Consider the following 15592-nt stretch of genomic DNA (forward strand, 5'->3'; position numbering starts at 1 on the left):
TGATGAGCAAAGTAACACAATCCACTATTCAAGTAGGTGAGCTTGCCACGGGGCAAGCTCTCACCATTCCGCTTTATGATATTAAAGGCACTGATAGTGCGGCACCAAGCGTGTATATTCAGGCTAATGTGCATGGCGCAGAGGTGCAAGGTAACGCAGTGATTTATCAGCTGATGAACCTGCTTGAAGGTTACGATGTCCTTGGTGATATTCGCTTTGCTCCTTTGGCTAATCCTCTGGGGATTAATCAAAAAAGTGGCGAATTTACTTTAGGGCGATTCGATCCTATCACTGGCGTAAATTGGAACCGTGAATACTTTGACCACAATATCGATTTAGCCACCTGGTATGCCGAGCATCAACATTTAGCAGATGATGTTTTGTTTCAAGCATACCGAGCGACGTTAATTGAGTCTTGCCAAGCAAGGTTAAAGCAACCTTTTGGCATCACCACAGGGCATAGGCTAGCAGTTAGCTTGCAGTCTATGGCTCATAAGGCAGACATTGTACTGGATTTACATACCGGCCCTAAGTCGTGTAAGCATTTATATTGCCCTGAGTATGACATTGATGCTGCGCGTTTTTTCTCTATTCCTTACACCTTAGTTATACCTAATAGCTTTGGCGGGGCAATGGACGAGGCGGCATTTTGTCCTTGGTGGCAATTGTCTGATTTTGCGGCAAAACAAGGGCGGGTATTTGCTGTGCCGGTGTCAGCTTTTACGCTGGAGTTAGCGAGCCAAGAGCGGATTGATTTGGCTGATGCGTTAATCGATGCAAAAGGCATTTTGGCCTATTTAAGCCACCGAGGTGTGATCCGTGAAAAAGTCGAGCCAGCTGATATGGCGCGCTTTGGTTGTTATTTGAAAGATTATAAAAAGTTTCATGCACCTAAAGCGGGGTTAATTGAATATTGCGCAGCGGTTGGCCAGCCACTTAATGCCGGTCAGCCGTTAGTGAATATATTGCGTATGGACTTATATGGCACAGATGATGCGCATCAAGTGATTAGCTTACCAATGGATTGCGTGCCTATTTTGCATTTTGCCTCGGCATCGGTACACCAAGGCACTGAGTTGTATAAGGTCATGACCAATGTGTTTAGGTTATAGACGAGCCCAATAAAAACGCCTGCAAGTTTGCAGGCGTTTTTATGTGTGGTGGCATGGCCTTGAATAGCAGTTTAACTACCAAGGATCTGCAGCGGGATCGCTAACATGTCATCACCAGAACTTGCAAAGTACCAAATAATCCCGACCAAACCAGCAACGGTTAATAAATACCACACAGTTGAGAAAATTTGCCCATATCGGTCCAGCGGCAGTAAGTGGCTTTGATGGCGACTGCGCCATTCAAAAACGATTTCAACACTGCCTATCAGCAATAAAAATCCGAGTAAAGCAAGGCCTAGACTGTAGCTAATAAACACCCCAGCAGCGGCACCTAAAATACAGGCAACTAGGCCGACCATGCTGTTCATTGAAAAACTGATGCTCTTTAAAATGTGCCCACCATCAAGTGGTAGAATGGGCAATAAATTAAACAGGTTGAGCAGCGCGTTAAAGCTTGCAAGGCCAGCAAAAAAGACATTACCGGTAATCCAGTACAGACCTAAGCTGATGATAGATAAAATCAGCCCAAATGAGGGCCCCATAATGGAGATATAGACATCTTGCCAACGGGTGTTAATTCGTTCATCGCTCAAGGCCAAGCCGCCCACAAAGGGGATGAGATAAATGCCTTTGGTCTTCATACCAAAGTGTTTCATTGCTCTAATATGGCCATATTCATGGAAAACTAAACAACCGATAAGTGCCAAAGCAAACTCTAACGAGAATAGCCATGAGTATGCGGCAACGCTGGCACCAGCAAACAACACTTTAATGACTTTAGCACTTTTAAGTAGTTTAAAACCTAGCGAGGCTAAGCCAACAATACTGATTTTTTGTGTTTTGGCGACAGGCACTTCGGGGGTTTGTTGCTCAATGTCACGCACAGTGCGATGGCCTTGAGTAATTTGCTCGTCATCAATTAGCAAACAATAGTCGAGTTGAAAGGGTTGCCAATTAACATCTACCTCTAGGCGAATGGGGATAGATTGGGTTAATGGGTGTTCAGCTATGTCTACATTATCGGAATCCTGCTTAATGGGTGAGTGAACCGATTGTTGTGTGAGTGTGAACGAGTGTATATGAAAGGCTTGGTCGCTCACACTGGCTGACTTTTGCGACACGAGTTGATTGTCCCAATATAACTGCTGCCACCCGGCAATCGAGCCTTCTAGGCGTAAACGTTTACCAAGACATTCAATATTAAGTAATTCCATTAAGGATTCTCAGAGCTTATAGACGGTGAGTATGGGGGCATTTTGCCAGAGCGCTGTTTGATGCTCAATGGGGGAGGTGGTTTTATTGACTAATAAAGCTGTTCTAATTCAGCGACAGTGGCGATACCTTGCTCAATTGTGGTAAAGACGATTTTAGCACTGCAACAATGCCCTTGTAATTGACCATACTGACGAACTAACGGCAGCAGTTGCAATACGTTGATGGGCTGAGGTTGTTTAATAAGTTGTGGCAAGTGTGCAACGCTGTTTTCGATTGTGGTTGTTTCTGCTATTGGTTTTTCTATTAGGTAGACATCCCCGCTGCTGTCTATCAACTGGTCTTGTACACATACGGTATACTGGTTGGCACAAATAAAACTCAGCCAGTCTTGGTGATTGGCCAAATACATGAGCTCATCGTCTTGCTCGAACTTAATGATTGCTGGCCAATGTATTTGTTGCATCGTTTATGTGTATCTCTATATCGAGGGTGCAAATTAGCGGTGGCTGTAATCGAATGAAATTTCTTGATTTACATTTTTTACAACACAAGGACCATGTTCGCGTTGGGTACGATTAAAGGCATTACCAATGTGGATTTCAACATTGGTAAAAATGTGCTTTTCTGCTTTGATAAAGTAATTATCAAAATAGCCCTCAACTTCATGTTGATGTTGAGTATATTCAATTTCTTCTTTAATTCGCTCTTCGGCCATTTTATTTTTTTGATCTAACATCATTTTGACTTGTTCAATCATGCCAGCATCATTTTGCCATTCTGTTTTTGGGGGCAATTTTCGTAGTCTTGCTTCCAGTTCTAGACCTGCAACGACCATGTCTTTGATACTGCCATCGAGCTCTTTTAATTGTTGTTTTAACTCACCTTGATGCATAGCACAGTAAAGTTCGGTTTTTGTACTGGCGGTGGCACCAAAGGCAATTGCTCGAATGCCTTTTTCGGCGGTGGCTATCCCACCCACTAAATCCCCACGCCTAGCTTGTGCATCACTAACGGTAATGGTATCGCCAGAGGTCGTATGACTGTGGAGTAATTGCTTGGTGACAAGTACATTACCTTGTGCCTCGAGTCGAGAGTATTGGACAAATTGTGCACAGATTTGACCATGTGCTTTAATGTGAGTACTGAGTTCTTGATCTTTAATCAGTCGTCCTATTACCCCTTTACTCACAATGACGTCACCATGGGCCTCTAAGGTTGCAGATTCAACAAACCCCATTACCGTAATGTCGCCGGTTGCTTTGACTTCCATGCCTTCGTGTACGTCACCGGTGATTAAAACACTGCCTTTAAAGTTTACGTGACCAAAACGCACATCGACATCTTTTATTTGCAGTATGTCATCAACTTGCATGCCTTTGCGGTTTTCGACCGGTTGACCCGACACAGTTGCAATGAGTTTATTAGGGTCTTTGGGGTGTAAACTTGTGCCAGCACCAGGCTCCATGGGTTTGTCTTTTCCGGGGATTTGCTGTAGCACATCTCCATGGACATTAAAGCCTGGGGTGCCGATGGTTGCTGGTGTTTTTATCATTAACACATCATTGGGTTTTACTGTGATTAATGCGCCTAAATTGCGCATATCTACAGAGCCGTCTTCACGTTCTTGTGGTTGCAGCAATCGCTCACGAGCTAAGGCAACTTTTCGGGTGATAATGGCATTTTCACCGTTAATGGCAGGTTTTCCACAGGCGATAACGCCTTCACAGCTTTCCCCTGGTGGTAAAATGGATAAGCGTTGTATAAGCGCCATAATTTTAGGCTTACTTAAGCCCATTTTTATTTTTTTACTTTTTAGGGTGTTGAGGATGTCCGGGAGGGTGATATCTTTACCTCCCCAAGCAGAGGTAATCTTCATGATAGCCTGCATTTTATCGTCTGTCACCGTAATGTTCACGGTGCCATCTTTGCGCTCGGCGATAGCAAAAAATAACTCATGATCTCCCGGTTTTTGTCCACACAGAGCATTGGTTTCTGTTATGGCTTTATTAATAACCGGTTCGATAGGGAAAAGCATCGCAAAGTTGGGTGCTTTAAGCAAAGCTTGAATGTCTTCTACTGACACCGGGCCATGAGTATTTGGAACTAACCTAAGCTCTGCTTTTGATTTATCTGCACTAAGCGTAATGACTGAGGGCTCTAACATAACATCCTTTGTTTTCTATTTTTTTGTTTTTATTTTTTATCCACGATCAGGCTATAGAGTAACAATCAAAATGGTTAAATAATGTGAGACATTTTGCCTTTGAGCCAATTTAGCTGATATTGACGTCCATTTCCAGCAGTAAACCAGCATTAATGCTCATGTAAGTAGAGCTTATACTTATTATTTTCTGCAGGTACATTTACCTTGCCAAAGTAAGTGGCAATCGTGTCTGAATAAGGCAAATGTCGATTGGCGACAATCAACCAAATCCCTTTAGGTGCCAAACTCATGGCACTGTGCTTTACAAATTGCGTTGCAATATCTGTGGTGCTCGTTAAGCCATCATGAAAAGGGGGGTTAGAGATAATGCCATTAAATTGCCCTGTGATGTGATTAAAACCATCTGAAGCATAAACCGTTGCCTGCATGTTATTCGCAGCAAGTGTCAGTTGGCATGAGGCAAGTGCCATGGCGTTAATGTCGATGCATTCAATCTGTAGTTCTGGATTGGCCTTTAATAGCGCAGCACTTATTACTCCGGCTCCACAGCCAAAGTCTAATACTCGGCCTTGCAGGTTATCTGGCAAATGTGACAGCAGTAGCTCTGTACCCTGATCGAGGCGTTTTTCACTAAATACCCCTACAAGGTTACAAATGTGTAGCTGTCCTTGGGGGGTGTCTAATGCATACTGGCTCACCCAATCGCTGAGCAATAAGGGCGGCGCGCAGTGGCGTAAATAACTGGTGTAGAGCAAACAGTGGCGAGCATTGTCTTGTTTTATTGGTGCAGAAAAGTATTCTGGGGTTAGCTTGGCAATAGATTTAATTCCGCCTTTGTTTTCGCCGACCACCATCAATAAGCCATTGACATCTAAGTGCTGTGCAGCCAACTGTAGCAAGTAACCCATTAATGGTTTGGCTTTAGGAAAATAGATAATGACGCTGTCGAATTTTTTACTGGCGATAGCCTCTGGCAGTTGATGGCCAAAGTAGCAGCGCAAGTTGTCATTGGCATAAGGCAATAGTGTTTGATGATGATTAAAATCAAAGGCCAATGCGGTGACATGACGTGCCGATTCCAAGCATTGACTCGCAAAGGTATCAGCCTCGTAATTGAGTATTAACACATTTTGTTGCTGATATAGTTCGCTGTTTCTGATTAATGCTTGAGACGGATTCGTTAACACAGGTATTACTCGCGGTAAAATTAATGGTAAACAGCCTTCTAGTGGCTTGTTGATCTTTCAAGGTTGTGTTTGCAGCCAATGGTTGGCCATTGCTGCATATAAAATGGCTGCATATAAAATGGCGGCACAGACTTTGAGGTGTCGTTACGTTACACAAGAGTCGATAACGCCATAATATTCTAAACAAAACTGCCCTAAGTGGGCGGTTGAATAGGTGTTAACTTGAACCCCATTCAACCAGCAAAAATCAACCGGCCCTAGTTATTGTTGTGTGGCTGACTCAGGCAGTAAACTCAAGACTTTATTGGCTATGTCTGTGTTGTCCTGATGCCCACCAAACAGTCTTGCCCCTGGGCCAGATGAAAAGACCTGTACGTCAACCGCAGTATGACCTCCACTTGTCCAGCCTGTATTTGAGCGCACATCAATCAGTTGGCGAAGAGCCACAGTCAAAGGCTCATTGCCTTGCATACGTGCTTCATCTAATGCGGTTAATTCGGTTTCGCTTGGTTTAAAACCCATTAACTCAGCAACAAGGGGTTGCCATTGTTCGCTTGCTATAGCACGTGTGGCTATCTCATCTGGGCTTGCTTTGACTTTGTGAAGTACGTCAGGGTGCCATTCGTACTTATCATTAGCACCTACAGACAGTCCGCCAGTATTGTGGTCGGCAGTAATCACTACTAGCGTGTCTTTGCTTTCACGCACATATTGTTCAACTACTTCAATGGCGGCGGCAAACTCGTCCATTTCAGCCATTGCTGTCGCGATGTCATTACTGTGGCCAGCCCAATCGATTAAGCTCCCTTCAACTAACAATACAAACCCTTGTTGGTTTTGTGACAGCAGCTCGATGGCTTTCTGGGTCATTTTACTCAGCTTATGACCTTGTTTGTCGTTGATAGCCCAAGGCAATTGTACATCAGCAAATAATCCTAATACTTTTGGTCTTGTTACAGCCTCAAGTTGTGAAAACTCGTTGAGGTGTTGGTAACCTTTGGCGGTAAATTGTGCCAATAATGACTCAGAAAAATACTGCTGCCCACCACCTAAAATAACATCTGCATCTGTGTTTAAGTAAGCCTGTGCGATGTCTATGTAATTGCTGCGGCTTTCATTATGAGCCAAAAATGCTGCAGGTGTAGCATGGTTAACTTGTGATGTCACCGCAACACCAGTGGCTAAACCTAGTGCTTTGGCTTTTTCCATTAATGTTGGCAGCGGGCGCTTTTCAATGTCTACACTAATCGCACCATTATAACTTTTAAAGCCGGTTGCTAATGCTGTTGCAGAGGCCGCCGAGTCGGTTACATAACCGCTGACGGAAGCTGGGTAAGTACTCGACATTCCCACTAATAGCCGATCAAATACTGTTTGCTCGACTTCTTCTGTTTCGGGGTTATCTTTGTAGTATCGATATGCCGTGGTGTAAGCCGGCCCCATACCATCACCCACCATGATGATGATGTTTTTGGGTCTGGCAGGTCCTGCTGTTGGCACGTTACTGTTTAGTGAGCCTGTTACTGCCGCAGGACTTATCATTTCATCATTAGCCATTACGCTTGGCGCACAAAGGCAAGGTATTAACAATAAGTAGCTTACAGAGCGTTTACACGTCGCTAAAAAATCCATGATGAGTCCTAATAGGTTAAGCGTTAATACGCGCTTCAATGGCATCCATTAGCATGCCGGTAATATCAACATCAAAAGCCGCTTCAATTTCTTTGATGCATGTTGGGCTGGTGACGTTAATTTCAGTTAATTTGTCACCAATCACATCTAAACCGACAAAAATTAGGCCACGCTTTTTGAGTTCTGGCCCAATTGCACGGGCAATTTTCCAGTCGCTTTCTGATAACGGTTGTGCAACGCCACTGCCGCCAGCCGCTAAGTTTCCGCGTGTTTCGCCTTTCATTGGAATGCGGGCTAAAGCAAAGGGTACTGGCTCCCCATCAACCACTAAAATGCGTTTATCGCCTTGAGTTATCTCTGGAATAAAGGCCTGAGCCATTGCGTATTGCTGCCCATAATGGGTGAGTGTTTCAATAATCACCCCAAGGTTAGGGTCGTCTTTTTTCACACGGAAAATAGAGGTGCCGCCCATGCCATCGAGTGGTTTAAGGATAATATCTTGCTTGAGCTGATGAAACGCGCGGATACGTTTAGCATCGCGTGTCACAATGGTTTCGGGGGTGAATTCAGCAAACCATGACGTGAACAGTTTTTCGTTGGCATCGCGTAAGCTTTGTGGCTTGTTAACGATTAATACGCCTTCTTCTTCGGCGCGCTCTAACATATAAGTTGCGTAAATAAACTCGGTATCAAATGGTGGGTCTTTACGCATTAAGATGACATCAAGCTCAGACAGTGGCGTATCTGCTGCTTCACCTAGGGTAAACCAGTCATTGGCGTCTTGCTTAACGGTTAATGGACGCATGTTGGCCATGGCTTTGCCATTAACCATGGCTAAATCGTGCATTTCCATATAAAACAATTGATAACCACGTGACTGTGCGGCTAATAACATCGCAAAGCTTGAATCTTTTTTGATATTAATGTCGCGGATGGGGTCCATTACAATGCCGAGTTTAATCATGGGTATGTCCTTAAAGATATGGGGGATAACATTGGTGTAATATTAACCAATATCGCCAAATTTAACCTGTAACGCTGTAATTGCTGTTAGCGATGCAGTTTCTGTACGAAGCACTCTTGGACCAAGCAAAATATCAGTAAAGTGGTGAGTTTCTGTCATGGCAATTTCTTCTTCTGACAAACCACCTTCAGGGCCGATTAAGAGTCTGACTTTGTGATTATCTGGGTTTAATTGTAAGCCATTTATACCGTGAGAAGCTCGTGGATGTAAATTGAGTTTAACAGCTGTTGTTTGCTCTTCACACCATTGGGCTAAAGTCATCGCGGGGCGCACAACAGGTACAATACTACGACCGGATTGTTCACAGGCACTAATCACAATTTTTTGCCACTGTTGTAGTTTTTTATCTAGGCGTTCACCGTTTAATTTAACCCCGCAGCGATCAGAAAATAGCGGTGTAATAGTGGTAACACCAAGCTCTACTGATTTTTGTACCGTAAATTCCATGCGGTCACCGCGGGAGATCACCTGGCCTAAATGTAAGTCAAGTGGTGACTCACTCTGATTGGCCTCACAGCTTAAGACCGTGACAGTAATGGATTTCTTACTGACATCGGTAATTTCGGCTAAATAGTCATTACCGTCGCCATTGAATAAGCTGATGTTGTCGCCGTTACCCATGCGCAATACACGGCCAATATGGGCGACACCGTCGTCGTCTAATTGCACGGTTTGCCCCTGTTGTAAGTTGTCTATGGGCTGGTAAATGCGTGGAACTCTCATCAATGTCGACCTTATTTTATCAATGCTTCAAATACTCGCTGGATATTTAGCGCAGCAAGCCGTTATTTTGGCATTGTTTGAAGACAAAATCATTATGATTACCCTGAGTGGCAGCGATTAAGCTATCACGTTGGCATTCTGTGGCTGAAACCGGCTGCATTTTGTTCCATGCATTAAACAGCTTTTGCTGGCTGCGGCTAATTTGTAAGCCATAGGTTTGCTGCATATAAAGATAAGTGCGGGCAATGGGGCCACGTGATGGTGTTGGTGGCTGAACTTTACGACCTTTAAAGTCAACAATCATTGCGCATTGGCCATATTGATCTGGTTTGCCATTCCAGTCACTAAAGCGATAATTACTGCGATCGCCGTTCACTTCACCGATAGCGGGCACCAAATTATGTAGGTCAGCTTCCATCTTTTTAAACTGGTCATTATTTTTGCCGCAGTTTTTACGGCCGCCGTCTTGCCAGCATTGGAGCTGGTGGCCAAATTCCCATGCTGGCACCACATGTTCCCATTCAATTCTATTTGCCCGAATGATTTGTTTGCGTACTTGATAACCGCAGCTGGGATGATCCGCTTGCCATAACTTGCCACTGATGTTGATATCACAACCACAGTAAAAGGTGCTTAGGGGGAAGTGTTGCTGATATATCTTTTTTGCAATCGTTTTAGCTTGGCTAAAACTACGAGGATGCTCTGCTGCGTTGATTGTTGTTGAAAAAATGCCGCATAAAAGCGACACCCAAAAAATACTTGAGTGATAGTAAGATAAGCGCAAAATAAACCCTAAAAAATAAACAAAAAATTAATAGTGCGGAGTTAATCCGTCATTTTGCGCAGATGGTAAGGCATCGCTTGCGATGACGCAATTGATAATATCTTGAAGACTTTGTGACAATGCGTGCTATTTCACGGGTTGGAGAGTTTGCTTACAACGACGGCAACGATACTGTGTTTGCCCACGTTGAACCCGATTATGACGTCTAATGGAGAGTGAGGTATTGCCGCAGCCACAAAAATAGTCAAACTGTCGACCGCTTACGGATTGAACGTTGAGTTGATGAGTCGTTTTCGGCACGACTTTAAAGGCGGTCGTCATAATGCTTTGCCACTCTTTGCCATGAGGCTTTACCCGGCCAAATAGCTGGTAACACAATAGATGGCTTATTTCGTGAGGTACCACTTCGTTCAAAAACACCTGTGGATTTTCTGCTAATAGAACCGGATTAAAACGTAAGCGATTGGTTTGTAAATGAGCTGTGCCTGCGCTTTTACCGCGTAAAGTAAATTGCACAACAGGGCGTGCAAAGGCTCGGTTAAAGTGGCGCTCAGCGAGCTGATAATCACATTCTACCTTAGCTAATATTTGCAACTGTAAAGCAGACTTGGGGTGACTTTCTGCAATGTCTGCTTTGTGCATGTTAGTGCTCGCTTTTACGCTGGCTTTATCCTGAGAGGTTCGAGCACGCAGTGCAAGATTTAATATATTTTTAAGCATGTTTTCGTTTTGGGCCTGCGCCGTGTTTACTCAGCTGTTACGCATTAACCGTAAGCCAATAGTGGTGACTGTTATAAAGAGGTTGCTGCTGCGGCTATCATCGCTTTGATTTGCTCAACAATTTCAGCTTCAGTTTGGGCATCATACCCTTTAATGCGTGGCGTATGAATGTGGCCTACAGGTAAGTTCAAGTTAAATTGATCCCGTAGTAAAATACTGCGGTAGGATATTTCATTCGATAAATATCCACCACCCGATCCCTCCACCGAAATTTCATTTTGTAATTCCGCTAAAGATGATGCAGTAAATTGCCCACGAGAAAGGCTTCTGACTTGGCGGTTATCTTTTACTGTCCAGCGGCCTTTAACGGCTTGCATTTGTTCAACAGGCAATGAAAATTGCACAAATTCTGGTCCGTTAAGTTTGCCATCGTTTGATGTGCCGCCATTAAAGAGTGGCGCCTTAGGGTTGCGATGACTGGCCCCAGTTAATACGTTTAGATTGTCCGGTGCATCCGCGCTACGATTGCGGCCGGGAAAGCGTTCAATGTCAAAGTTGTCACGACCCATACTAATAGTAAAAAGCATGTCTAAACTATTATTACGGTAAAATGGGGTGAGTAAAGACTCGATAATGCCGTTATCAAAATCGTTGAACCGAACCGGAATCATCACGGTTTCAATTTGAGCCACTTTGCCATTGACGTTAAAACGATAACCGTCTAACGCAAGAGCCGCTAACCCAGATGGATTGCTTTGTCCTATATTGCGATCGAGAAAAAACGGGTCGAACCCTGTGACTAAAATATGAATATGAGTGTTGGGATCAAATTCGATGTCGCTAAAACCACGAGAGGATTTTTCTACCGCATTGACTAAAATTTCTCGCTGCCAATCAGCAATGTTAAACCCGGCTCTGTCTTGCTTAAGGGTGTTACGCATGCCGAGGCGGCTCCAATATAAAGAGCGATCGTCATCATGGCCAGATTGCACGTCGCGTACTGCTTGTTGCCATAGTCGATGGCCTTGTTGAGCGGCCATTTCCGTGACAGACAGTTCGTCTGTTGCTTGCTGTAGTTTAACCTCGAGGGTTTCGTTAATGGCTTGGTAACGGTTAACGACGTGTGGCAATGTCTGCCCCGCTTTAGATACACGCATTTCTTCAATGTTTTTTGGCAGTTGGCCTGCAGTGGCTGTATGAGATAAAGCGAAAAACACCACTGTACTTAACATAAGCAACGCGTTGCGATTAATCATCACGATTCCTTAAGGACTGCTATGCCCTTATTTGGGTTGTATTAAACAAAGTCAAAAACGAACTCTAATTGACAGTTATAACACAGTTGCTGTGTCGATTTAATAGGGAATATGGGACTCACTATTATTTAAGTTGCTGACTTAAATTGAATAAGTTTTGTGGCCGTTAAACTTTACAGTTTCTTTAATGTTAAGGCTGATATTGACTAGTAAAATGGCGTCAGTGAACCATAATGAAACCATAACAAGATATAGCTGAGACAGAGAGGTTTTATAAGTGTGTAGTTTGGTGGTTCTGGGGAGAAAACCAAGCTGAGCTTACTCTGTTGCAAATGTGCCATGGTTCTCCATTGCAAATGGTATTTTGTGGGGTGCTTTAATAGATGTGAGTCACTTTTCTGCATTTATATGAATGTTACATTGTTCGGTTATATCTATGGATAAGATGCACCAACTAATCGCTGATTAGTCATTGATGTGCTCACCGTATCGAAAGGATATCAACATGGAACCATTACTATTGGCAGGATTTCAGTGTAATGAGCTAAATGACGTACTTTCTCAACTGCAGTTTAAGCTTTATTACATTCAGTCATACAATAAACAACAAATACCTTCTGATTGCTCACTTTGCTTAATCGATTTACGTAAAGGCAACATCATCAATGAGATTAATTATTTGGTGAGAGAGTTAGACCCCACAATTCATATCATAGTGTTAATTGATAAACCTCAGCTAGACAATGCCGACATTACAACGTTTATTGCTCAATTTGCCTGGGATTTTTGTACCAGCCCTATTGATCCTGAAAGATTGGCAAAATGTTTGGGGCACGGTATTGGTTTGTCTAAGTTAAAACAACAGCATCAGCCCGCTGAAACTGATTCTCCCTGTAATGACCCTGAACAGCCCGTGACACAGTCAGCAGTTATGCAGCAGTTATTTAAGCAAGTTGAACGCGTTGCGCCTACTGATATTCCAGTGCTGATACGAGGCGAGTCTGGCACGGGTAAAGAATTAGTTGCTACCAAACTACACCAGCAGTCTACTCGAAAAAACGGCCCCTTTGTTACCGTAAATTGTGGCGCTATGGCCGCAGGTTTAGTGCAGTCGGAGTTATTTGGCCATGAAAAAGGTGCCTTTACTGGAGCAACGAGTAGTCGAAAAGGAAAAATTGCCCTTGCTGATGGTGGGACGTTATTTCTTGATGAAATAGGTGACTTACCTGCCGAGCTACAAGTTAATTTGTTACGGTTTTTACAAGAGGGCCTGTTTGACTCTGTTGGTGGCAGTTCACCTCAATCTAGCGATGTACGCATTTTAGCGGCAACCCATGTCGATTTAGAAAATGCCATTGATCAAGGTCAATTTAGATTAGATCTTTATTATCGGTTAAACGGAATTACGATTGAAACCCCAAGATTAAAAGATCGACGCGATGATATTATTGGTTTGGCAAATCGCTTTATTCGTATTTATTCAAACGAATATGGCTTTGCAACAAAACCGTTATCGCAATCAGCAGTCCATGCTTTATTAAATTATCCCTGGCCTGGAAATGTCCGAGAGTTAATTAACCGGGTGCGTCGAGCGGTAGTATTGAGCGACACGCAACAAATAAGCGCACAAAACTTAGAATTAGCAAACATCGATAAAAAACGACACATGGCGTTATCGCTTAAAACATTAAAAGACACTGCTGAGAAACAAGCTTTACAACAGGCTATCTTGATTGCTGATGGTCAGGTTGAGTTAGCGGCGAGTTATTTAGATATTTCTCGAGCCACTTTTTATCGATTAATGGACAAACACGGTTTACCACTCGTTTAACGTAAACTGACAGCCTACCTCTTATTTTATGTTTCAAGTCTTAATTTTAAGATTTTGCCCTAAAGAGAAATGTACCTCTAATTCAACCACCTAGCGTTTTATTATCTCATTTTTGAGACATATTTTTTTTGCCTTAAAATCTATCTATATGAAATGTATTGGTTTTTCATGCTGGCACGAGGGTTGCTATCTCTTGGTATCAAGTATGGAAGGAACATCTTATGGATATCATTAGCCCAGTACATTGTCGGTTGCTGCCATTGTCATTAACGCGACTAATGCAATTAAGTTTGCTGTTACTGACTGCGCAATCTCAAGCTGATGATTCGAGTTTGATAGGTTCGCATGTGGTACAAAGTGCTGCTGGTCGAGTGAGTATTAATCAGGCCGCTGGTCACTTTAATATTCAGTCTAACAGTCATGCATTGGGTCAACGTACTGAGATTAACACAATCAATTACACGCACCTGTCTCAATCCACTTCACTGTTAGAGGATGGTCAGGCACTTAATTCGGTGATTGAGAGTAAGGCATTTACTCAATTTCAAGGGTTAGCCAGTGTGAATCAAGTGAGCGGTGAGCTCAACATGCAGGCCAATATTGGCACAATTGCCATGGACTCCACACTCGAAACCATCATGGGCCAAGGCTTAAGTGATTCGGCGTTAACTCATGTGGCAAGCCGAGCTAGCCCGTCAACTTATCAAGTCTCACATTATCAAGCCGAAATTGCCCCAGACAGTTTTTTGGATGCACAAGGCGTCATGCAAATTAATCAGATTTCTGGCGATAAAAATATTGCCATTAACCAATTCTCGCTGCAGTTACCCAGTGGGAATTAACCATCATCGATCGGAGGAAAGGAAGATGAAACAGCTAACTCTAGTGCTAAGTATTGCAGCAATAATGAGTGGTTCTGCATATGCAAATGGAATGACAGAAACAGACAGTAGTGTTGAATTAGATAAAAAAGTAAAAGTAACCAAAAATTTAAGTTATGAAGGCGCCATAACCATAGAGGGTAGTATTTCTGCCAATGGGCTGGGTATGGCGGTAGTGGAAAATGTGCAAGAGTCCAGTGCCAACATGGTTGTTGACTACTACCATGAGAATGATGCGCAAATTACCGGTAACGCGTTTGAAAATTCAAGCGGTAATATTGGCGTAAACCAGGCAGCTGGTGAGTTTAATGCACAATCAAATTCTGCCGCGCTTGCAGCAATTGATGCCGGTTTTGCATTTGGCTCAGGTGATGCTGAAATTTTCAGTACCCAGGTTGGGGGATTTAATACAGTATGGAATGACGCTTCAACCAACACATCGACCATTGACGGCGCTTCATTTATGAATGCAACCGGTAACATAGGTGTCAATGTGGTTGCGGGGAGTAATAATCTGCAAGCCAACAATATGGCTGCATCGACGTATAGCGGTGCACTCGGTGAGGCGAGTGTCTCAAATGTTCAGCAAACCGGTCATAACTATTCAGATAATATTAGCGTGGTGCAAGGTTCAATAGAATATGCCCAGGTTAACCTTGATTTAAATGCAGAGGGCAGTTATGGCGGCACATCTGCTTTGGCTGAAGCATATTACCCTGAGGTTATTCTAGAAGGTAATGGTGAGCACAATTCTGGTCCGGGTGAAGTTGTTGGCCATATCGACTTTGATACCGAGAACCCTTCAGGTGCAGAAGTCATGACCTTTGATGAAGAAGGTGATTTAGCCCTAAATGGTACTGTGAGTGGTGTATTACCTTATTTTGTTGAAACCGTCACTCAACAAACCAGTAATGCTTCTTTGTTAGCGGGAACCGCTTTCCAAGGGGCATCGGGTAACATTGGTGTTAACTTGGCAAGTGGTACAGGTAATTTGCAGTCTAACAACCTGTCGTTAGCAACAATGAATGCGACTCCAGATCTTATTTCAGTTGAATAGCGCGCA

At 43.4% G+C, this 15592-nt stretch carries 14 protein-coding genes; 4 read left to right on the top strand and 10 right to left on the bottom strand.

All coding sequences use genetic code 11. The features are described 5' to 3' along the window. The first annotated feature begins 2 nt into the window (after window positions 1–2). A complete protein-coding gene (locus tag L2703_RS07495; protein ID WP_248970491.1) occupies window positions 3–1112 on the top strand; it encodes a succinylglutamate desuccinylase/aspartoacylase family protein in 1110 nt (369 codons plus the stop codon). Between the two features lie 71 nt (window positions 1113–1183). Here the strand turns inward: L2703_RS07495 and L2703_RS07500 are convergent, their stop codons facing one another. The 10 genes from L2703_RS07500 to L2703_RS07545 all read right to left on the bottom strand — a co-directional run bounded on the left by L2703_RS07500 (window position 1184) and on the right by L2703_RS07545 (window position 11817). Then, window positions 1184–2326, bottom strand: a complete 1143-nt coding sequence (locus L2703_RS07500) for a site-2 protease family protein (protein WP_248970492.1) — start codon at window positions 2324–2326, stop codon at window positions 1184–1186. Window positions 2327–2415: 89 nt separating this feature from the next. Then, window positions 2416–2790 (bottom strand): DUF4144 domain-containing protein, encoded by a 375-nt coding sequence (locus tag L2703_RS07505; RefSeq protein ID WP_248970493.1) that lies wholly within the window; start codon window positions 2788–2790, stop codon window positions 2416–2418. 33 nt (window positions 2791–2823) lie between these two features. Continuing rightward, window positions 2824–4491 (bottom strand): flagellar assembly protein A, encoded by a 1668-nt coding sequence (locus L2703_RS07510; protein WP_248970494.1) that lies wholly within the window; start codon window positions 4489–4491, stop codon window positions 2824–2826. Window positions 4492–4640: 149 nt separating this feature from the next. Beyond that, window positions 4641–5678, bottom strand: coding sequence for a methyltransferase (locus L2703_RS07515; RefSeq protein WP_248970495.1), 1038 nt, complete (start codon window positions 5676–5678; stop codon window positions 4641–4643). A gap of 261 nt (window positions 5679–5939) precedes the next feature. Then, on the bottom strand, window positions 5940–7220 hold the full coding sequence (locus L2703_RS07520; RefSeq protein WP_248970534.1) for an alkaline phosphatase: 1281 nt from the start codon (window positions 7218–7220) through the stop codon (window positions 5940–5942). A 106-nt stretch (window positions 7221–7326) separates the two neighbouring features. Further along, window positions 7327–8274, bottom strand: a complete 948-nt coding sequence (gene gshB, locus L2703_RS07525) for a glutathione synthase (RefSeq protein ID WP_248970496.1) — start codon at window positions 8272–8274, stop codon at window positions 7327–7329. A 42-nt stretch (window positions 8275–8316) separates the two neighbouring features. Continuing rightward, window positions 8317–9057: a 16S rRNA (uracil(1498)-N(3))-methyltransferase gene (gene rsmE / locus L2703_RS07530; protein ID WP_248970497.1), complete on the bottom strand. Its 741-nt coding sequence runs from the start codon at window positions 9055–9057 to the stop codon at window positions 8317–8319. Window positions 9058–9103: 46 nt separating this feature from the next. Continuing rightward, window positions 9104–9814, bottom strand: a complete 711-nt coding sequence (locus tag L2703_RS07535; RefSeq protein WP_248970535.1) for an endonuclease — start codon at window positions 9812–9814, stop codon at window positions 9104–9106. Between the two features lie 153 nt (window positions 9815–9967). Next, on the bottom strand, window positions 9968–10561 hold the full coding sequence (locus L2703_RS07540) for a SprT family zinc-dependent metalloprotease (RefSeq protein WP_248970498.1): 594 nt from the start codon (window positions 10559–10561) through the stop codon (window positions 9968–9970). A 71-nt stretch (window positions 10562–10632) separates the two neighbouring features. Continuing rightward, window positions 10633–11817: a C15 family peptidase gene (locus tag L2703_RS07545; protein ID WP_248970499.1), complete on the bottom strand. Its 1185-nt coding sequence runs from the start codon at window positions 11815–11817 to the stop codon at window positions 10633–10635. A gap of 505 nt (window positions 11818–12322) precedes the next feature. Here L2703_RS07545 and L2703_RS07550 point away from each other — a divergent pair. The 3 genes from L2703_RS07550 (at window position 12323) to L2703_RS07560 (ending at window position 15586) form a co-directional block, all read left to right on the top strand. After that, window positions 12323–13648, top strand: a complete 1326-nt coding sequence (locus L2703_RS07550) for a sigma-54 dependent transcriptional regulator (protein WP_248970500.1) — start codon at window positions 12323–12325, stop codon at window positions 13646–13648. Window positions 13649–13869: 221 nt separating this feature from the next. Next, window positions 13870–14490 (top strand): hypothetical protein, encoded by a 621-nt coding sequence (locus L2703_RS07555; RefSeq protein ID WP_248970501.1) that lies wholly within the window; start codon window positions 13870–13872, stop codon window positions 14488–14490. A gap of 25 nt (window positions 14491–14515) precedes the next feature. Continuing rightward, a complete protein-coding gene (locus L2703_RS07560) occupies window positions 14516–15586 on the top strand; it encodes a hypothetical protein (protein WP_248970502.1) in 1071 nt (356 codons plus the stop codon). The last annotated feature ends 6 nt before the right edge of the window (window positions 15587–15592 follow it).

Origin of the sequence: Shewanella basaltis, from assembly GCF_023283885.1 — a bacterium.
Classification (GTDB): domain Bacteria; phylum Pseudomonadota; class Gammaproteobacteria; order Enterobacterales; family Shewanellaceae; genus Shewanella; species Shewanella basaltis.

Bases quoted from the DNA above. Each gene is read 5' to 3' on its own strand.
- L2703_RS07495 (WP_248970491.1), top strand. From the start codon at position 3: ATGAGCAAAGTAACACAATCCACTATTCAAGTAGGTGAGCTTGCCACG.
- L2703_RS07500 (WP_248970492.1), bottom strand. From the start codon at position 2,326: ATGGAATTACTTAATATTGAATGTCTTGGTAAACGTTTACGCCTAGAA.
- L2703_RS07505 (WP_248970493.1), bottom strand. From the start codon at position 2,790: ATGCAACAAATACATTGGCCAGCAATCATTAAGTTCGAGCAAGACGAT.
- L2703_RS07510 (WP_248970494.1), bottom strand. From the start codon at position 4,491: ATGTTAGAGCCCTCAGTCATTACGCTTAGTGCAGATAAATCAAAAGCA.
- L2703_RS07520 (WP_248970534.1), bottom strand. From the start codon at position 7,220: ATGATAAGTCCTGCGGCAGTAACAGGCTCACTAAACAGTAACGTGCCA.
- gshB (WP_248970496.1), bottom strand. From the start codon at position 8,274: ATGATTAAACTCGGCATTGTAATGGACCCCATCCGCGACATTAATATC.
- rsmE (WP_248970497.1), bottom strand. From the start codon at position 9,057: ATGAGAGTTCCACGCATTTACCAGCCCATAGACAACTTACAACAGGGG.
- L2703_RS07540 (WP_248970498.1), bottom strand. From the start codon at position 10,561: ATGCTTAAAAATATATTAAATCTTGCACTGCGTGCTCGAACCTCTCAG.
- L2703_RS07545 (WP_248970499.1), bottom strand. From the start codon at position 11,817: ATGATTAATCGCAACGCGTTGCTTATGTTAAGTACAGTGGTGTTTTTC.
- L2703_RS07550 (WP_248970500.1), top strand. From the start codon at position 12,323: ATGGAACCATTACTATTGGCAGGATTTCAGTGTAATGAGCTAAATGAC.
- L2703_RS07555 (WP_248970501.1), top strand. From the start codon at position 13,870: ATGGATATCATTAGCCCAGTACATTGTCGGTTGCTGCCATTGTCATTA.
- L2703_RS07560 (WP_248970502.1), top strand. From the start codon at position 14,516: ATGAAACAGCTAACTCTAGTGCTAAGTATTGCAGCAATAATGAGTGGT.